Below are 18,573 nucleotides of genomic sequence, written 5' to 3'. Positions count from 1 at the left end.
TGGGCCGTTCCCCCTGCCGCATCAGGGCACGGACACCCTAGAGTGCACCCTGGGTAGGTGAGTCTTCATCGACCGCCACCCGAGTCGCAGGACCGCCGCGAGGCGCCCGCCTGCGTGACCTGTCCCCGGTAGGAAGGCCCCTCGTGGCTAGCTCGACATCTCGATCGAAGCGTCCCGCGCGCACATCATCCGCCCGCACCCGCGGCGGAGCAGCCGCCACCAAGCGACGCTTCTTCGACTACCCGCGGACCGGCAAGGGCCCGGTGCGCCGCTGGATCCCGTCGTGGCGCGTCGTCGTCGGCACGATGCTCACCGGCATCGCGCTCGTGTGCGGCGTCGTCATCGCTGCGTACGTGAGCATGGACATTCCCGAGCCGGACGAGATCGCCCGGGCCCAGGCGAGCACCGTGTACTACTCGGACGGTGTCACGGAGATGGCGACCTTCGCGGTGGAGAACCGCGTGATCATCGACAAGAGCGCCATCCCCGAGCACGTCAGCGACGCGGTCGTGGCTGCCGAGGACCGGTCGTTCTACGACAACCCCGGGATCGACCTCAAGGCGATGGGACGCGCGTTCCTCGGCAACCTCCAGGGCGGCCGGACGACCGGCGGCTCGACGATCACCCAGCAGTACGCCGAGCGCTACTACACGGGGACCACCAAGGACTACGTCGGCAAGTTCAAGGAGGCGCTCCTCGCGATCAAGCTCGACCGGTCGCAGGACAAGCCCGAGATCCTCGCCAACTACATGAACACCATCTACTTCGGCCGGGGCGCGTTCGGCATCGAGACCGCTGCGCAGAAGTACTTCGGGGTCCCCGCCTCCGAGCTCACGGTGAGCCAGGGAGCGCTGCTCGCCGGCCTCATCCCCCAGCCCACGGGGTGGGACCCCCAGAACGATCGCGAGAAGTCGGAGGAGCGCTGGAACTACGTGCTCGACGGCATGGTGCTCACCGGCGCCATCACGGCGGAACAGCGCGCGGCAGAGGTGTACCCGGAGGCGCTGCCCTACGAGAACACCAACCGCCTCGCCGGCCCGCAGGGATATCTCCTCGACATGGTGCAGCGGGAGCTGGCCGCGGACGCCGCGATCGACGAGGACGACCTCAACACGGAGGGCTACACGATCGTCACGACGATCGACAAGGGCATGCAGGACATGGCCGTCGCGTCGGTCGCCGAGATGCCGACGGACTCCGCACCGAACCTTGAGAAGGCGGTCGTCACGATCGACCCCACCACCGGTGGTCTGCTCGCCGTGTACGGGGGACCAGACTTCACGGTCAAGCAGTACAACGCCGCGACGCAGGGCCAGGCCCAGGCGGGGTCGACGTTCAAGCCGTTCGCGCTTGCCGCGGCGATCGAGGCCGACGTGCGGCTCACCGACACCTTCGACGGCAACTCTCCGAAGAAGTTCGGCGACGTCGAGGTCGGCAACTTCGGTGGGCAGGACTTCGGGGAGGTCAACCTCGAGCGGGCGACCGCGAACTCCGTGAACACGGCGTTCGTCGAGCTCAACTCCGAGATCGGTCCGGCTGCGACCCGCGCAGCAGCGGAGAAGGCGGGCATCCCGCCCGACACGACGGGCCTCGACGACACCTTGACGAACGTCCTCGGCAGCGCGTCGGTGCACCCGATCGACATGGCGAGCGCGTACGCGACCTTCGCCGCACAGGGCGTCCGCTACGACCCGCACATCCTCGCGTCGGTGACCAAGCTCGACGGGGAGGTCGTGTACCAGCCGGCGAACAAGCCCGAGCAGAGCTTCGCCGCGGAGGACGTCGCGGAGGTGGTGTACGCGATGACCAAGGTCGTCGAGTACGGGTCCGGTGACAAGGCGGCCGACCTCGACGTCCCCATCGCCGGGAAGACGGGCACGTCGTCGGACAACAGGTCGGCGTGGTTCGTCGGGTTCACCCCGCGGTACGCGACAGCCGTCGCGCTCTACCAGCCCGGCGCGGACGGCAGCGAGGAGCAGATCACCCCGTTCGGTGGGTACAAGGCCATCACCGGGAGCTCGGTCCCGCTCGACCTGTGGACGAGCTACATGGGCAAGGTGCTCGACGGCAAGGAGGTCGTCGACTTCCCCGAGCGGACGAAGAAGGCGCAGAAGCCCACGCCCACCCCGACGCCGACGCCGACCCCGACCGTCGAGCCGACGCCGGAGCCCACGGTCGAGCCGACCGTGGAGGAGGTGGCGGTGCCCGGTGGGCTGGCCGGTCGTTCAGAGGGCGAGGCTCGCTCCGCGCTCTCGGCCGCGGGCCTCAACGCGTCCGCGTCCCAGCAGTACAGCGCCACCGTGCCCGCGGGAGTCGTCATCAGCGCGAGCCCTGCCACGGGAGCCTCGGTCCCGGCCGGCTCGACGGTCGCGCTCGTCGTGTCCGCCGGACCCGACCCGGCGCTCGCGACGCCCACCCCGACCCCGACGCCCACCCCGACCCCGACGCAGCCGGCGCAGCCAGCGCCGACGCCGACCGCCCCGGCCGGCGGCCAGGGTGGGCAGGGCGGCCAGGGTGGCCAGTCGGGCGCCGGGGCGCAGCCGCCGAACCCGCGCCCCGGCGGCTGAGTCCAGCCCGTCCACGCCCCAGGGCGTGCAAGCCCCCCGGCCACGCCGTGGCCGGGGGCTTGCGCACACCAGGTATCGTTGAGCCTTGCTGCGTGCCCTCACCCTGGTCGCCTATCGGCCCGGTCGGCGCGCAGCGCGTACGCACAACCCTCCTGTCACGGAAAGACCGTGACCGCTGAGTCCGTAGGAGGTGGGTTACACACATGCGTCAGTACGAATTGATGATCATCCTCGACCCCGAGATCGAGGAGCGCACCGTCGCCCCGTCGCTCGACAAGTACCTGTCGGTCGTCACGACCGAGGGCGGGTCCGTCGACAAGGTCGACATCTGGGGCCGGCGCCGCCTGGCTTTCGAGATCAACAAGAAGACCGAGGGCATCTACGCGGTGATCAACTACACCGCCACGCCTGCGACGTCCAAGGAGCTCGACCGTCAGCTCGGCCTCAACGAGGTCGTCCTGCGGACCAAGGTCCTGCGCGCAGACGTCTGAGCACCCGCTCTCGTCTGACCTCACTTTCACGAACCCGCACTCGCAAGGAGAGCTCACATGGCTGGTGACACCATCATCACGGTGGTCGGGAACCTCACGGGGGACCCCGAACTGCGCTTCACCCCCTCCGGGGCGGCTGTAGCCAACTTCACCATCGCCTCCACTCCCCGCACGTTCGACCGCCAGAGCAACGAGTGGAAGGACGGCGACACGCTGTTCATGCGCTGCTCGATCTGGCGCGAGGCGGCGGAGAACGTGGCCGAGTCCCTCACCAAGGGAACTCGCGTCATCGCCTCCGGGCGGCTTGTGCAGCGTTCGTACGAGACCCGTGAGGGCGAGAAGCGCACTGTCGTCGAGCTGCAGGTGGAGGAGATCGGTCCTTCCCTGAAGTACGCCTCGGCCAAGGTCACCCGCGCCCAGCGCTCGGGTGGCGGTGGCGGCGGAGGTGGCAACGGCTTCGGCGCAAGTTCGGGGGCACAGGCCGACGACCCGTGGGCGACCGCAGGTCCGGCGTCGTCCGGCGGGAGCTCGTTCGCGGACGAGCCTCCGTTCTGACCCCCACCACGTAGATATTCGCTTCCTGGTCCCCGTGACCTCCGGTCACGGCCGGGCCCGGAGAAGCACCCTGTGAAGGAGCAACGCAATGGCAAAGCCCGTTGTGCGCAAGCCCAAGAAGAAGTCCAACCCGCTGAAGTCGGCGAAGATCGAGACCGTCGACTACAAGGACACCGCCCTGCTGCGCAAGTTCATCTCGGACCGCGGGAAGATCCGCGCCCGCCGGGTGACTGGCGTCAACGTCCAGGAGCAGCGTCAGATCGCACGCGCCGTCAAGAACGCGCGTGAGATGGCCCTGCTTCCCTACTCGTCCTCCGCACGCTGAGAAAGGGGATCACTCATGGCGAAGCTCATTCTGACCCACGAGGTCACCGGTCTCGGTGAACCCGGGGACGTCGTCGAGGTGAAGGACGGGTACGCCCGGAACTACCTCGTCCCCCGCAGCCTGGCCACCCCGTGGTCCAAGGGCGCCGAGACGCAGGTCTCGGCGATCCGCAAGGCTCGCAAGGCCCGTGAGATCGCAACGCTCGACGAGGCCAAGGCCACGCGCGACGCGCTGCAGTCGAAGCCCGTCACCGTCCGTGCCACGGCCGGCCCGGGTGGACGTCTCTTCGGTGCCGTGACGACCGGGGAGATCGCTGCCGCGGTCGCCGAGGTCGGCAAGGTGTCGGTCGACAAGCGCAAGATCGAGATCGCTCAGCCGATCAAGGCGGTCGGTGAGTACTCGGTGTCCATCCGTCTGCACGCCGAGGTCTCGGCGAAGATCGCGGTGAACGTCGTCGCTGCCTGATCTCTGATCAGCTGTGACCACAGGCCCGGCGCCTCCCTCAGGGGAGGTGCCGGGCCTGTGTCGTTCCTGGTGCAGTCGGGGGGTTCTCGTCAGGCGCCGGCGACCATCCACGCGGTGCCGCGCGCCCGCAGTCCGGTGGTCACGGCGCGGGCGAGCATGAAGGCGCCCGCGAAGGCGAGCCAGAGCCAGGCGAGCCCGGCCGCGCCGTCGGGGGCCCAGGCGCGCACGGCCAGCGCGACGGGCACGTAGACGACGAGCGTGACGAGTCCCACCCGGGCGAGATAGGGCCCGTCCCCGGCGCCGATGAGCACGCCGTCGAGGACGAACACGTACCCGGCGACCGGCATGAGGAGCCCTGCCACGGCCATCCCGAGGGTGATGGCGAGGCGGACCTCGTCGTCCTGGGTGAAGAGGGTCGCGAACCACCAGCCGCCGGCCGCGACGACGACGCCGAGGACGGTGCCGGCGAGGACTCCCCAGCGGAGCGTCCGGGCGAGGATGCGCCGCGTGGTCGCGGTGTCCGAGGCCCCGAGGCTGTGCCCGACGAGCGCCTGGGCGGCGATGGCGAGCGCGTCGAGGGCGAAGGCGGCGAGTCCCCACACGCTGTTGACGACCTGGTGGCCGGCGAGGGCGACGGCGCCCATCCCGGTCGCGACGAAGACGGTGACGAGGATCGCGATCCGCAGGGACACGGTCCGTACGAGGAGCGGGACGCCGGCCCGGGCGTTGCGGAGGATCCCTGTCCGGTGCGGTCGCACGGACGCACCGGCCCGGCGGGCACCACGCAGGACGACGGCGCCGAGCACCGCGCCCATCCCGAGCTGGGCGAGGCTCGTCCCGAGGCCGGAGCCCGCGACACCCATGCCCGCCCCGTGCACGAGGGCGACGCTGAGGACGGCGTTGGCCGCGGCGCCGGACGCGGCGACGACCATCGGGGTGCGGGTGTCCTGGAGCCCGCGCAGCACGCCGGTTGCGGCAAGCACGACGAGCATGCCGGGCAGTCCGGGCGCGGACCAGCGCAGGTAGGCGGTCGCATGGCGGGCGACCTCACCGTCCGCGCCGAGTGCGCCGACGGCCCACGGTGCGAGTGCGAGGAGCGCGACCGCGAGCACGACCCCGAGGCCGAGCGCCAGCCACATCCCGTCGATGCCTGCCTGCAGCGCCTCGCTCCTGCGCTGCGCGCCGAGCCGCCGAGCCACCGCTGCGGTGGTCGCGTAGGCAAGGAAGACGCACAGCCCGACGACGGTGACGAGGATCGTCGAGGCGACGGTGAGGCCGGCGAGCTCCGGGGTGCCGAGGCGCCCGACGACGATCGAGTCGACGAGGACGAAGAGCGGTTCGGCGACGAGCGCGCCGAGCGCGGGGAGGGCGAGGTGCAGGATCTTGCGGTCGAGGGCGCGGCTGGTCGCCGGGGTGTCCACAGAGTGGTCCTTCCGCTGGTCCAAGGCGTGGATGGTGAGCAAGAGCAATACTCTGTCCACAGGCTCAGCCGCGGAATTCTGCGGCCGCGGGGTGCATGTGGACTCTGGTGAACAGGTTATCCCCAGTTATCCACACCTCTTTCCACACTGTGGATGACGGCTGACCTGCCAGGCGCCCAGTTATCCCCAGAGGTGTGGAGAACCCTGTGGATAACGCGTTTGGTGGGGCCGTCACCCGGCGGTAGCGTGCCCGTGGGTCCAGATGTCGGTAGCACGGTGTACCACTGGGTCTTCACACATCTCGCGGGAATGGGACGGCATGTCGATCGACGAGCTCGAGTCGGGTTACAGCGGACAGAGCTCGGCGGCTCCGGGCTTCGACCGCACGCCTCCGCAGGACGTCGCTGCGGAGCAGAGCGTCCTCGGCGGCATGCTCATCTCGAAGGATGCCATCGCGGACGTCATCGAGCAGATCAAAGGCACCGACTTCTACCGCCCGGCGCACGAGGCCATCTACGACACGATCCTCGACCTCTACGGCCGCGGGGAGCCCGCGGACGCCATCACGGTCGTCGCGGAGCTCACCAAGCGCGGCGAGATGGGCCGCATCGGCGGGGCCCCGTACATCCACACGCTCATCTCCATGGTGCCGACGGCCGCCAACGCCGGGTACTACGCCCGCATCGTGCGGGAGCGCGCCGTGCTGCGCCGCCTCGTGCAGGCCGGGACGAGGATCGTCCAGCTCGGCTACGCGACGGACGGCGGCGACGTCGACGACATCGTCAACAACGCCCAGGCGGAGGTGTACGCCGTCACCGAGACGCGCACGAGCGAGGACTACGCCGTCCTCGGCGACGTCATCGGGGGTGCCGTCGACGAGATCGAGGCGGCCGGGCACCGCGGCGAAGGCATGGTCGGGGTGCCTACGGGATTCGCGGACCTCGACCGGCTGACAAATGGTTTGCACCCCGGCCAAATGATTGTTTTAGCTGCGCGTCCAGCAATTGGAAAATCGACGCTGGGAATCGATATAGCACGTTCTGCATCTATTAAACACGGTTTGACGTCGGTTGTCTTCTCCCTCGAGATGAGCCGCAACGAGATCACCATGCGTCTGCTCGCCGCCGAGGCCCGCATCCACCTGCAGAAGATGCGCAACGGCTCCATGGGTGAGGAGGACTGGCAGAAGCTCGCCGGGACGATGGGCCGTATCTCCGAAGCGCCGCTGTTCATCGACGACTCCCCGAACATGTCCCTCATGGAGATCCGCGCGAAGTGCCGGCGTCTCAAGCAGCGCCACGACCTCAAGCTCGTCGTCATCGACTACCTCCAGCTCATGACGTCCGGCAAGCGCGTCGAGTCCCGCCAGCAGGAGGTGTCGGAGTTCTCCCGCGCGCTCAAGCTCCTGGCCAAGGAGCTCGAGGTCCCGGTCATTGCGATCTCGCAGCTCAACCGTGGTGCTGAGCAGCGACAGGACAAGCGCCCCGCGATGTCCGACCTGCGTGAGTCGGGCTCCATCGAGCAGGACGCCGACATCGTCATCCTCCTCCACCGAGAGGACGCCTACGAGAAGGAATCGCCGCGCGCCGGCGAGGCCGACCTCATCGTCGCCAAGCACCGTAACGGGCCGACGGACGTCCTGACGGTCGCGTTCCAGGGGCACTACTCGCGGTTCGTCGACATGCAGGCCTGAGCGAGCGGTCCGTGCAGGTCCTCGTCAGGTGAGCGGAATACCGGCCCCTCGAGTCCCTGCGACCGCTCTCGCGGTCCTCGCGATCGTCTGCGTCCAGTTCGGCAACGCGTTCGCAGGTTCCTTCTTCGAGCAGCTCGGGCCGATGGGAGCCGCAGCGCTGCGGCTCGCCTTCAGCGCCAGCCTCCTGGCCATCGTCGTCCGTCCTCGGATGCGCGGTTGGGACACCCGCACATGGCGTGGAGTCGTGACGCTCGGTGTCGCTCTCGCCGGGATGAACAGCCTGATCTACCTCTCCATCGACGAGATCCCGATCGGTGTCGCGGTGACCGTGGAGCTGCTGGGGCCGCTGGCCGTCGCGGCTGCCGGGATCCGGCGCGCGGCGGACGTCCTGTGGGTCCTGCTCGCGATCGCAGGCGTCGCGCTGCTCGGCATGGAGGCCGGCGGCGACCTGTCCGTGGTGGGGCTGCTGCTCGCCGCAGGCGCCGCCGCCTTCTGGGCGCTCTACATCGTCGCGTCCGCCCGGCTCGGGCCCCGCGTGCGAGGCGTCGACGGTCTGTCTGCGGCGATGCTCGTCGCCGCGGTGATCGTCGTGCCGTTGGGTGCCGCACCCGCCGTGACCGCTACCGTCTCGGCCCCGTGGCTGCTCGCCGTCTTCGCGGGAGTGGCACTGCTGACGTCGGCGGTCCCCTACGCGCTCGAGTTCGTCGCGCTCAAGACGATGCCGTCGCGGGTGTTCGGAGTGCTGTCCAGCCTCAATCCGGCTGTCGCTGCCCTGGCGGGGCTGGTCGTGCTGCAGCAGATGCTGTCGCTCGCGCAGCTGGCCGCCGTCGCTCTCGTGACAGCAGCCAGCGTCGGTGTGGTCGCCACAGCCCGCCGAGGGACCCCCACCCCGCGTCCGGTCTCCGTGGAACCGCTCGGGTGACAGCCGTGCTGGCCGACCGGGTCGCACGTCGAGATGATGGTCAGATGACCGGCAGCAAGGACGCGACCACGGGTGACGAGCGCACCCACGACGACGGCGGCGCCGACGACGAGCGGGTCCGCCAGGAGGCGGCCCTCGACGCTCTTCACGCTGCCCTCGCACGGGCGATCGCGCGCCTCGAGGCGGCAGGGGCGAGGGACGAGGCGCTCGCAGAGCTCGTCGAGCCACGACGGGTCATGCTCGTGAGGCGTGACGCCGTCCTGCGCCCGGTGGGTCGTGCGTGGCGTCTCGGAGCGCTCATGCTCGGGCGCGACGGCACGCTGTACGCAACGGGCGCACTGGTCCGTGCGCGTGAACCAGGTGTGCGCAACCACCAGTCGCAGTCCGCCGAGGAGCGCCGTGACCTGCGCGCAGCGGCCCTGCGTGGGAAGTTCGCATCGGGCGAGACCGTCAACCACGGCTGGCGTGAGATCCCGATCGACGTGGCCTCCGTCCGTTCCGATGACGGCCCGCTCCTGTTCGGCCCCGACGGGACGATCAGGGTGCGGTGGAACGCTGCTCTCGGCGACCATGCAGCCCGGGACGTCTTGGCGTACCTCGACGAGAGGGTCGCCCTTCTCGTCGACCCGCTCGACATCCCCTGATCGCGCAGTCGTCGGAACGCTCCTGCATCGGAAAGGGAGAGTCTGACAGCCTGTCGACCCCTTGCGAGACATAGTTGTGAGACACGCCGAGCCACGCGTTTCCGTCATCGACTCCGGCGGCTGCGAGACGTCTTGCAACCCAGAGTTAAGAGACGGTGCTAGATGCGGTTTTGCCTAGATGGCTTAGCGGTACGTGGAGCCTGTTCGGCGTGTCAATGTTCGGCGGTGCGTCGGGGTAAAAGAGGCTGCTGTTCTTTGGAATCAGTTCCCAACCGGACCATTTGCCCCTCGACCGTGAACTGTCCGGTCGCCCGGAGAAGTTCTGACAGCTTTGCGTAGCCCCAGTTGCGGGAGTCAAAGTCCGATTGCCGCTTGCGCAGGAGCTGGCCCACGGAGGCGAGGTTCGCCCACCCGTCCTCTGAGGAGGCTGTGCTTACGCTGTGCCGGAGTCCTTTCATGAGACGCCTGTCGTCTTGTGGCGACGTTGTTACCGGTCGTTCCGGCGTCTGCGTTGCAGTTGCCGTTGGAGTCTCGCCGTTGACGCTGCCGAGGACCTCGAGGTAGGTGAACTGGTCACAGGCGTTGCGGAAGGAGGCCGGCGTTTTGAGCTCTCCGAATCCGTAGACGGTGATGCCCTGCTCGCGGATGCGGGAGGCCAGCCGGGTGAAGTCACTGTCCGACGAGACGATGCAGAACCCCTGGAACCGGCCCGTGTAGAGCAGGTCCATCGCATCGATGATGAGTGCGCTGTCTGTCGAATTCTTGCCCTTAGTGTGCGCGAACTGCTGCATGGGTTGGATCGCGTGTTCGCTTGCCGCGGTCTTCCAACTGTTGAGCTGGGTTGTCGTCCAGTCGCCGTAGACCCGCTTCACTGACGCCGTGCCGAACTGGGCTACCTCCGCAAGGACGGCCCCGATCCGAGACGGAGGGACGTTGTCGGCATCGACAAGGACTGCGAGCAAGTCGCTGGTCGCGTTCATCCGCACAGTCTGGCAGCCTGCCGCTAAGTCCGACTGAACCCAAGGTGGGCAGGTGAAACGCTGACGCAACACCTGAGCAGTGCGGGCGAGTCGACTCCGAGCGGTTCCGCGTTCGAGCCGGTCAGCCGTAGAGCTGTGCGGGGTCTCCTGCCAAGGCCGACTTGACGAACCGGGCGGTGTCATCGACGAGGACCTCGATGGCGTTGCTCTCGATCCCGGCGCGGCTGGCGCGTGCCACCGCGGCGGGGTTGATCTTGGGCGCATCGCTGCCGGCCATCATGTCGGTGTCCGCGGCCCCCAGGTGGACGCCCTGGACGAGGATCCCCCGTCCAGCGAGTTCGACGCGCACACCGTTGGTCATGTTCCATTCCGCCGCCTTTGCTACCGAGTAGGACCCCGAGCCGGCAGCCGTCGCGACCCAGGACAGGACGGACAGGACGTTGACGATCGCGCCCGGGCTGTGGGCGACCAGGCTGGGGGCGAAGGCCCGGATGACGTTCAACGTGCCGAACAGGTGGGTCTCGAGGTCGGTCCGGATCTCCTCGACGGGCGAGGACAGCAGGGTGGCCCCGGTGGTGATCCCAGCGTTGTTGACCAGCAGGGTGACGTCGTCGGCAGCTGCTGCCGCCTGTGCGATGGACGCCGGATCGAGGATGTCCAGGCGAAGAGGTACCACCCGGGGGTCAGAGTTCTGGATGAGCTTGGGGCGTCGGGCTGCCGCGTAGACCTTGCGAGCACCGCCGGCCAGCAGGTGCTCGACGAAGTGGTGGCCGATGCCTCGGTTGGCACCGGTCACCAGCGCGACAGCTCCGTTGATCTCCATGGTTGTCCTCCTTCTCGGCAGCGAACGCGGATGTTCACCGACCGTGCTGAGTACGCTAGGAGTTGACGTCGACGTGAAGGGCAAATCGCATGGGCGCCACCGTGAGCCGCGACGATCGAGCGGAGACGGCCTCCCTGCGCATCGGGCAGGTCGCTCGTCAGGCCGGGGTCAGTACCCGGGCGCTGCGCTACTACGAAGAACAACGTCTGCTGCAGCCTGAGCGCACTCCCAGCGGCCAGCGCATCTACCCGGCCTCGGCCGTAGCGAAGGTCCGGCTGATTCAGGAGCTCTTCACCGCCGGGCTCAGCAGCACGCTTCTGGTCACGCTGCTGCCAGCGATCGACGCGCGCCACATCACCCCCGACCTGTCCCGGCGCCTTCTCACGGAGAAGGCCCGGTTGACGTCCCAGTTCACGCAGCTGCAAGCGGCGGAGCGACGTCTCGCGGCGCTCATCGGAGTGATCGAGCACCCAGACGACGCCACATGCCCTTCCACGCTCGACGACCCATCCGCAACAGGCGTCGATCGCTCCGAGGCCCCCACCCGCCACTGCACCGTGCCTCGCGCATCCACCTAGACCGCCTCGGACCCAGCGCCCGAGAACGGAGATCGAAGCCGACCTCGAGCTTCACAACGCCACGCAAGGAATCATCCATGAATGCACACTTTGACTTGGTCATTTTCGACTGTGACGGCGTTCTCGTTGACAGCGAGGTCCTCGCTGTCGAGGTCGACAGGCGCGTCCTTGCGGAATTCGGCTGGCACCTGTCGACCGAAGAGGTTGTCGAGAAATTCATGGGGAAGTCATCCGCGAGTTTCACGGCTCACCTGGAGGAGCACCTCGGCTATCGCTTACCCCCAGACTGGGACGCCAAATACACACACTGGTTCTCCGAAGCGTTCGAATCTCACCTCAAGCCGGTTGACGGTGTCGGAGACGCCCTCGATAACATTTCCGCACGGACATGCATCGCCTCGAGCGGTAGTCATCAGAAGCTCCGGAAGACGCTAGGTCTGACGCAGTTGTACCCGCGTTTCGAGGGACGGATATTCAGCGCCACCGAGGTTGCCCAGGGGAAGCCCGCGCCAGACCTCTTCCTGCACGCAGCCGCACAGATGGGCGTACCGCCGAGCCGATGCGTCGTCATCGAAGACAGCAAGTACGGCGTGCAAGCAGCGCACGCGGCCGGCATGCACGCGTTCGGCTACGCCGGCGGCCTCACTCCGCGCGAGTGGCTCGAGGACGAAGGGGCCACCGTGTTCACCTCGATGACAGACCTCCCACAGCTCCTGCAGTCTCATGCCCCCGCCACACATACGGGAACGGCGTCGAGCTAGAGGTATCCGTCAACGCCGGCCCGTCCACCGGCTGTGGGCCTGAATCAAGGAGAGCATCCGGTGCGGATGCGACCGCCGGTGCGCACGCGGACGACCTCGCATTCACTAGTCTCATCGGTGACCTCGTGGTCCCCCGCGATCGGCGGTCAGGACCTGCGCGGGACCCTGTGACCTAACCTGTCGGCCTCTGCGACCGCTGGCTCGCCGCCGTTGTGCGATGTCTTCGCGCGTAGGAGATTGTGACCGCGGCCAGGAGTGGCGCCCAGGCGACAAGGGGGAGATAGAGGAAGCCGACCACGTTTGCTCCCTCCGCCGTCATGTCCGGGTGTGGCAGGTTCCACCACAGGAGGAGCGGGGTCCACAGGAACGCGAGGATCAGTACGCCTGTCGATGCGGTCAAGACGACGGCTGTCGCGGGAATGCGGTAGCCGCCGACGTAAGGCACCCAACGGGGAAGGACGTCACCCCACGGCTGAACGAGGCCGAGAGTGAGCAGAGCTGCCAGCTCAGTCAGCACGCTGAGTGCAACGAGCCAAAGCCAGCCCCATCCAGCGAGGTCGAGGTCTCGCAACCCCTGCTCAGTGAAACCGCCGGAGAAGCCGAAGACCAGAGACAGCCGCCAGAGTGCGGAGGGCAGCGGTGTCATCGCGGCAGCATGCGCGGCAACACGCGCCCACAGGGGAGGTGCCGCCAGTGGTGCCCCGAAGCGCGAGACGCGGTCTTCTGTCATGGCTCAACCAAGCCAGACTCAGGCTCTACATGCATCCCCCTGAGGTACACGGAGTCGTCGCAGTTGGTGGAGAGGCGCATCGACACCCGGTGAGAGCTCGTCCAGGTGACGACGCTGTTCGATCGCTTGTTCACGCGGAGGTGGGTTGCGCGGTCGCCCCGGCCGACCGGGGCAATGTGTAGAGGGCGGGGCCTCCACTCTGTCGCCGTCGCCGGGTCACTTTGCGGCGCGACGTCATGGGCCGTGGTGTGCGTGGTGCTCGCCGGTCTGCTTGTTAAATGACGTTGACCAGCCAAGGTACTGCTGGTGATGCTGTGGGTCGCCCAACCCGAGGAGGACGCCGTGACGGTGACCTGGACCCACCTGACCGCTGCCGACACGCCCGCCTGGGCCGAGCTGACCGAGGTGCTCGCGCGCCACGACGACACGGACGAGATCTACTCCGCCGACGACCTCGCTGAAGAGCTGCAGGAGCACGGGTTCGACCCGGAGCGGGACTCCTGGGCCGCGTGGGACGGCGAGACGCTCGTCGCCTACGGCCAGCTGCGGGTCAGCAGCTCGCTGACGGCCGAGGGCTGGGCGCGCGCAAACGTCGACGGAGGGGTGCACCCGGACTGGCGGGGCCGGGGCCTCGGCACGGAGCTGCTCGCCCGGATGGAACCACGAGCCCGGGAGCTGGCCGCCGAGCGGCACTCCGGCGCACCCGTGCAGCTCCGTGCCGCCGGCGGCACGGAGGGCAGCGACGCCCGCGGCCTGCTCGAGGAGCACGGCTACCGCGCGGTGCGGTGGTTCACCGACATGCGGCGCGAGCTCCCCGGAGCACCGATCGACACGGTCGACTCCCGGGCCGAGGCCCTCACGCCCGAGCTGTCCGAAGCCGTGCGGCTGGCCCACAACGACGCCTTCTCCACGCACTGGGGATCGACGGCGCAGAGCCCGCAGCAGTGGGCCGACTTCCTGGGCGCCCGGTCGTTCCGCGCCGAGGACTCGCGCGTCATCCGCGACGAGCACGGCACCGTGCTCGCCTACGCGCTCACCGGTCAGTGGGTGGACCGTGAGCTGTACGTCAGCCTCGTCGGAACACGCCAGTCGGCGCGGGGGCGCGGGCTCGCCCGCGCGGTGCTCGAGGCGGTCGTGGCGGCCGCGGCGGGATCGGGACGTTACGACAGCGTGGAGCTCACCGTCGACTCCGACCACCCCAGCGGTGCGGGTCGCCTGTACGAGTCCGTCGGCTTCACCCCGATCCGCACGACGGCGGCCTACGCGAAGATCGAGGTCGACTGACACCGCGCCCGCACCACCGCGAGGGCTTCATCTCGGTCGACGGCAGGCCCGGCGAGGCCGGTGGGGAGTCCGAGGCGAGGGGTGCGGTCCCTCAGCCCACCGCCTGACCTGCCGCACGCGCACGTCGGCAGGTCAGGCGGTGGGCAGGGCCGACCAGATCTCGTTGGGGTTGTTGTCGCAGGTACCCCAGGTGAGCGTGGTCGTGCGGAAGTCCTCGATGCAGCCGATGCCCCAGTCGAGCTGGTGGATGCGGCCGTCGCTGGTGAAGCCCCAGCGCACCAGCAGGCCGCTGTCGCAGTCCGTGACGAAGATGCCGGAGGTGCTCCCTGTGGCCAGGCATCGGCCGTCCGGGGTGCGGATGGTGTCGTCGGCCGCCGAGTAGACCCAGCGCTGCGTGGCCGAGCCGTTGCACTTCGTGGTGAACGCCGCTACCGGCCGCTCGGGGTGCTCCCGGCGGTCGACGCACAGTCCGGTGGCCTCGTTGCGCAGCTCTGCGCCGGGCGTCGCGGCCTGCGCGGGCTGTGTCGCGCCGAACAGGCTCAGGGCCAGCAGGGCGGATGCCGCCAGGGTCGAGATCATCTTTCGCACCATCGTCGGGCTCCTTCTCACAGTGCTGAGTTGGGTCCGTCCCGCCGACGCCTCACGACGTCGGCGGTGACGTCGATTTGTGGAGATAGTGGAAATTTGCACTGTACATCGTCGTGCTCCCCGGAGCACCCCTCGGCACGGTCGATGCCCGGGTCGAGGTCCTCACCCCGGATCTGTCCGAGGCCGTGCGGCTCGCGCACAACGACGCCTTCGCCACCCACTGGGGGTCGACGGCGCAGAGCTCGCAGCAGTGGGCCGACCTCGTGGGCGCGCGGCCGTTCCGCGCGGCCGACTCTCGCGTCATGAGAGACGACGACGGCACCGTGCTCGCGTACGCGCTCACGAGCCAGTGGGTCGACCGTGAGCTGTAGGTCGGCCTGGTCGGAACGCGCCAGTCGGCGCGCGGGCGCGGTCTCGCCCGCGCGGCGCTCGTGGCGGTCGTGGCCGCCGCGGCGGAATCCGGACGAGGCCGACTGACACCGCGTCCCTACCGGATGTGGCTGATGCCGACCTTGAGGCGCTGCACCTGGTACCGCCACGGCGTGAGCCGCGGCGCCTCCAGCGTGAGGCCGGCGTCACGGGCGATCCACTCGACCACCTCGTCGGTCGTCCGCTCGTCGGTGTGCACGTGCGTGGCGTAGCGCTCCTGGGCGAGGGCGGAGACGCACCGCGGGATCTGCTGCACGGCCCAGGTCTCGCGGCGCAGGCCGGAGCGCACCGCCGTGACACGGGCGCTCAGTCGCTTGAGCAGCGTCTCCGGGCTCGCGACGAGGGCGTAGTGGCGGACGTCCACGCCGCGGTCGACAAGCCCACCGATGATCTCGTCGAAGTAGTCGTCGCGCACGATCGTCATCGGCACGAGCACCGGGCCGGCGTGTGCGGTGACGGCCTGCTCAAGGACGTCGACGACAGCGGAACGCCAGGGGGCGAGGTCCTGGAAGTCGTGGCGTGCTCCGGGCGGGAGCGTGCGGTGGAAGGCGAAGCCGAGGAGCTCGGGGTCGGCGACGTGCGCGTCGGTCAGACGACGCCGAAGCTCGAACGCGGTCTGGGTCTTCCCCGCACCAAATGCGCCGTTGATCCAGATGAGCATGGCTCGAAGCCTAGAGGACCGTCGACGGCTTTCCGCCGATCTCCCTGCCGCGGACGGTCATTGACCGCCCTTACTTAAGCGGTTAACGTCGGAACCGTCCGCGTCGATGGTGACGTCGGCGGCGCAACGACGTCAGGAGCCACCCCGTGACGACCGCACCCACCTCCCCGGCCACCGCCCAGACGGCGCAGCTCCTGCCTGCCCAGTGGATGCTGCGTGCCCTCGACGGGCCCGTACCGGCCCAGCTCGTCGGCGTGACTGTCGCCGCGACGGTACCGGGGCTCGTGCACACCGACCTGCTGGCCGCCGGTCACATCCTCGACCCGTACCTCGACCGCAACGAGCACACGGTGACGTGGATCGGCGAGACGGACTGGGAGTACTCGACGACGTTCGACTGGGCGCCCGACGGGCACACGCGGCACGACCTCGTGTTCGACGGCCTGGACACGTTCGCGACGATCGTCCTCAACGGCGTCGCGGTCGCCACGACGCGCAACCAGCACCGCACGTACCGGTTCGACGTCGGAGCGTTCCTGCGTCCGGGCTCGAACGACCTCACCGTGACGTTCGCGTCCCCGGTGCGTGAGGCCGACCGCGCGAGCCTCGAGATCGGGTACCGCGCGCACACGTACTCGCACCCCTTCAACGCCGTCCGCAAGGCGGCCTGCAACTTCGGGTGGGACTGGGGACTCGAGGCCGCGTCGTCGGGCATCTGGAAGGCGTGCCGCCTCGAGGGCTGGACCGGCGCACGTCTCGCGAGCGTCCGCCCGGTCACGGGCGTGGACGGCGAGCAGGGCACCGCGACGATCCACGTCGAGCTCGAGCGCGACGGCTCCGAGGGGGACCTCACCGTCGTCGCCAGCGTGCCGGGCGCGGCGGAGGCGAGCGTCACCCTTCCGGGCGGCGAGACCACCGCGACCGTCGACCTCACCGTCGAGCAGGTGCAGCGCTGGTGGCCCCGCGGCTACGGCGAGCAGCCCCTCTACGACCTCCGGGTCGCTCTCCTGCGTGAGGACGCCCCGCTCGCCGACCGCGAGCTCCGGGTCGGGTTCCGGTCGATCGAGGTCCGGCTGGCCCCGGACGACGACGGCACGTCCTTCGAGTTCATCGTCAACGGGGAGAGCGTGTGGATCCGTGGCGCCAACTGGATCCCCGACGACGCGTTCATCACGCGGGTCACCCGGGAGCGGCTCGCGGAACGGCTCGACCAGGCGGAGTTCGCCAACATGAACCTCCTGCGCATCTGGGGCGGCGGGTACTACGAGTCGGACGACTTCTACGAGCTGTGCGACGAGCGCGGCATCCTCGTGTGGCAGGACTTCCTGTTCGCCTGCGCCGCCTACGCGGAGGAGGAGCCCCTGTGGTCCGAGGTGGAGGCCGAGGCGCGCGACAACATCACGCGCATCATGTCCCACCCCAGCCTGGCCCTGTGGAACGGGAACAACGAGAACATCTGGGGCTACGAGGAGTGGGGCTGGGCCAAGCGCCTGCGCGAGCGCACCTGGGGGCTGGGGTACTACCTCGACCTCCTGCCGCGGCTCGTCGCCGAGCTCGACCCGACGCGCTCCTACACGCCGGGCAGCCCCTGGTCCGGCGACCCGGAGAGGTTCGCCAACGACGTCGACCACGGGTCGGTCCACCTGTGGGAGCTGTGGAACCGGGTCGACTACCCCGCCTACCGTGACGTCCACCCCAGGTTCGTCGCCGAGTTCGGGTGGCAGGGACCCCCGACCTGGTCGACGATCACGGAGTCGATCTCCGACGACCCGCTCACCCCGGAGTCGCCCGGGATGATCCACCACCAGAAGGCGGTGGACGGCAACGACAAGCTCACCGACGGCCTCGTGGCGCACCTGCCGCTCCCGGACGAGATGGAGGACTGGCACTGGGCGATGTCCGTGAACCAGGCGCTCGCCATGACGGTCGCGATCGAGCACATGCGGTCCGAGTCGCCGCGCTGCATGGGGGCCGTCGTCTGGCAGCTCAACGACTGCTGGCCCGTGGTCTCGTGGGCGGCCGTCGACGGTTACGGACGCCCCAAGCCGTTGCTCTACGCCCTCAAGCACGCGTACGAGGACAGGCTGCTCACGGTCCAGCCGCGCGACGGTGGCCTCGCCGCGATCGCCGTCAACGACTCGCCTGCCGGCTGGGACGAGCTCACCGTGGCCCGACGGGTGCGGTTCGACGGCACTGTGCTCGCCGAGCACAGCTGGCAGGACACCCTGGACAGCCGGTCGACGCACGCCACCGCGCTGCCGGGGTCGGTCGCGGTCGCGGAGAACGCGGGCGACGAGCTCGTCGTCGTGCAGTCGGGCGAGCAGCGTGCCTTCTGGTTCTTCGCGGAGCACCGGGACTCGGCGCTCCCCGCGGCCGACCTCACGGTCGTCGCGACGCGGTCGGCGACGGGATACGACGTCATGGTGCGCGCGGGTTCGCTCGTGCGCGAGCTCAGCCTGCTCGTCGACAAGATCGACCCCGCGGCGCTGGTCGACGACATGCTCGTCACCCTGCTGCCGGGCGAGGAGGTGACCTTCCGTGTGACGACGGACGTGACGGTCCCGCTCGACCGCTTCGAGCAGCCCGACGTCCTGCGGACCGCCAACCAGCTCGTGAGGGACTGGACCTAGGAGGCCGGGCAGGGGGGCACCGCGCG

The 18,573-nt window shown here is 69.1% G+C and carries 19 protein-coding genes; 13 read left to right on the top strand and 6 right to left on the bottom strand.

Features of this window, described 5'->3' with window-relative positions; genetic code table 11:
* Positions 1–143 precede the first annotated feature (143 nt).
* From AC54T1_RS02795 to rplI, 5 genes are all read left to right on the top strand, one after another.
* The gene (locus tag AC54T1_RS02795) at positions 144–2,567 is read left to right on the top strand and encodes a transglycosylase domain-containing protein (protein ID WP_484343819.1); all 2,424 of its coding nucleotides are present in this window, start codon (positions 144–146) and stop codon (positions 2,565–2,567) included.
* Between the two features lie 203 nt (positions 2,568–2,770).
* Positions 2,771–3,058: a 30S ribosomal protein S6 gene (rpsF, locus tag AC54T1_RS02790; RefSeq protein WP_484343818.1), complete on the top strand. Its 288-nt coding sequence runs from the start codon at positions 2,771–2,773 to the stop codon at positions 3,056–3,058.
* 57 nt (positions 3,059–3,115) lie between these two features.
* Positions 3,116–3,613 carry a single-stranded DNA-binding protein gene (locus AC54T1_RS02785; RefSeq protein WP_484343817.1) on the top strand — a complete coding sequence of 166 codons (498 nt, stop codon included), beginning with the start codon at positions 3,116–3,118 and terminating at the stop codon, positions 3,611–3,613.
* A gap of 88 nt (positions 3,614–3,701) precedes the next feature.
* Positions 3,702–3,938 carry a 30S ribosomal protein S18 gene (gene rpsR / locus AC54T1_RS02780; RefSeq protein ID WP_484343816.1) on the top strand — a complete coding sequence of 79 codons (237 nt, stop codon included), beginning with the start codon at positions 3,702–3,704 and terminating at the stop codon, positions 3,936–3,938.
* Between the two features lie 15 nt (positions 3,939–3,953).
* Positions 3,954–4,403: a 50S ribosomal protein L9 gene (rplI, locus tag AC54T1_RS02775; RefSeq protein WP_484343815.1), complete on the top strand. Its 450-nt coding sequence runs from the start codon at positions 3,954–3,956 to the stop codon at positions 4,401–4,403.
* 89 nt (positions 4,404–4,492) lie between these two features.
* On the opposite strand, the gene AC54T1_RS02770 is transcribed toward rplI, so the two are convergent.
* Positions 4,493–5,824, bottom strand: a complete 1,332-nt coding sequence (locus tag AC54T1_RS02770; protein ID WP_496910957.1) for an MATE family efflux transporter — start codon at positions 5,822–5,824, stop codon at positions 4,493–4,495.
* A 319-nt stretch (positions 5,825–6,143) separates the two neighbouring features.
* Between AC54T1_RS02770 and dnaB the strand changes: the two genes are divergently transcribed.
* From dnaB to AC54T1_RS02755, 3 genes are read left to right on the top strand one after another with little or no spacing between them, the layout of a single operon-like run.
* Positions 6,144–7,517 carry a replicative DNA helicase gene (dnaB, locus tag AC54T1_RS02765; protein ID WP_484343812.1) on the top strand — a complete coding sequence of 458 codons (1,374 nt, stop codon included), beginning with the start codon at positions 6,144–6,146 and terminating at the stop codon, positions 7,515–7,517.
* Between the two features lie 28 nt (positions 7,518–7,545).
* Positions 7,546–8,439 (top strand): EamA family transporter, encoded by an 894-nt coding sequence (locus AC54T1_RS02760; RefSeq protein WP_496910956.1) that lies wholly within the window; start codon positions 7,546–7,548, stop codon positions 8,437–8,439.
* A 44-nt stretch (positions 8,440–8,483) separates the two neighbouring features.
* Positions 8,484–9,083 carry a hypothetical protein gene (locus AC54T1_RS02755; RefSeq protein WP_496910955.1) on the top strand — a complete coding sequence of 200 codons (600 nt, stop codon included), beginning with the start codon at positions 8,484–8,486 and terminating at the stop codon, positions 9,081–9,083.
* 212 nt (positions 9,084–9,295) lie between these two features.
* On the opposite strand, the gene AC54T1_RS02750 is transcribed toward AC54T1_RS02755, so the two are convergent.
* The gene (locus AC54T1_RS02750) at positions 9,296–10,063 is read right to left on the bottom strand and encodes an NYN domain-containing protein (RefSeq protein ID WP_496910954.1); all 768 of its coding nucleotides are present in this window, start codon (positions 10,061–10,063) and stop codon (positions 9,296–9,298) included.
* 121 nt (positions 10,064–10,184) lie between these two features.
* On the bottom strand, positions 10,185–10,886 hold the full coding sequence (locus AC54T1_RS02745; RefSeq protein ID WP_496910953.1) for an SDR family oxidoreductase: 702 nt from the start codon (positions 10,884–10,886) through the stop codon (positions 10,185–10,187).
* A gap of 89 nt (positions 10,887–10,975) precedes the next feature.
* On the opposite strand from AC54T1_RS02745, the gene AC54T1_RS02740 reads away from it, so the two are divergent.
* Complete coding sequence (locus AC54T1_RS02740; protein WP_496910952.1) at positions 10,976–11,464, top strand: MerR family transcriptional regulator; 489 nt, start codon at positions 10,976–10,978, stop codon at positions 11,462–11,464.
* Positions 11,465–11,541: 77 nt separating this feature from the next.
* Positions 11,542–12,225 carry an HAD family hydrolase gene (locus AC54T1_RS02735; protein WP_484343806.1) on the top strand — a complete coding sequence of 228 codons (684 nt, stop codon included), beginning with the start codon at positions 11,542–11,544 and terminating at the stop codon, positions 12,223–12,225.
* A gap of 172 nt (positions 12,226–12,397) precedes the next feature.
* Here the strand turns inward: AC54T1_RS02735 and AC54T1_RS02730 are convergent, their stop codons facing one another.
* Positions 12,398–12,871, bottom strand: a complete 474-nt coding sequence (locus AC54T1_RS02730) for a hypothetical protein (protein WP_484343805.1) — start codon at positions 12,869–12,871, stop codon at positions 12,398–12,400.
* Between the two features lie 426 nt (positions 12,872–13,297).
* On the opposite strand from AC54T1_RS02730, the gene AC54T1_RS02725 reads away from it, so the two are divergent.
* On the top strand, positions 13,298–14,239 hold the full coding sequence (locus AC54T1_RS02725; RefSeq protein ID WP_496910951.1) for a GNAT family N-acetyltransferase: 942 nt from the start codon (positions 13,298–13,300) through the stop codon (positions 14,237–14,239).
* Between the two features lie 132 nt (positions 14,240–14,371).
* Here AC54T1_RS02725 and AC54T1_RS02720 read toward each other — a convergent pair whose 3' ends face one another.
* Positions 14,372–14,818 (bottom strand): ricin-type beta-trefoil lectin domain protein, encoded by a 447-nt coding sequence (locus AC54T1_RS02720; RefSeq protein WP_496910950.1) that lies wholly within the window; start codon positions 14,816–14,818, stop codon positions 14,372–14,374.
* A 122-nt stretch (positions 14,819–14,940) separates the two neighbouring features.
* On the opposite strand from AC54T1_RS02720, the gene AC54T1_RS02715 reads away from it, so the two are divergent.
* A complete protein-coding gene (locus AC54T1_RS02715) occupies positions 14,941–15,198 on the top strand; it encodes a hypothetical protein (RefSeq protein WP_496910949.1) in 258 nt (85 codons plus the stop codon).
* Between the two features lie 116 nt (positions 15,199–15,314).
* Here the strand turns inward: AC54T1_RS02715 and AC54T1_RS02710 are convergent, their stop codons facing one another.
* Positions 15,315–15,917, bottom strand: a complete 603-nt coding sequence (locus AC54T1_RS02710) for an AAA family ATPase (RefSeq protein ID WP_496910948.1) — start codon at positions 15,915–15,917, stop codon at positions 15,315–15,317.
* A 146-nt stretch (positions 15,918–16,063) separates the two neighbouring features.
* Between AC54T1_RS02710 and AC54T1_RS02705 the strand changes: the two genes are divergently transcribed.
* Positions 16,064–18,547, top strand: a complete 2,484-nt coding sequence (locus tag AC54T1_RS02705) for a glycoside hydrolase family 2 protein (RefSeq protein ID WP_496910947.1) — start codon at positions 16,064–16,066, stop codon at positions 18,545–18,547.
* Positions 18,548–18,573: the final 26 nt, after the last annotated feature.

It is taken from the genome of Sanguibacter sp. Z41_6 (genome assembly GCF_059621145.1).
The sequence above is the reverse complement of the archived record's forward strand: the minus strand, read 5'-3'. Positions and strand labels throughout refer to the sequence as shown.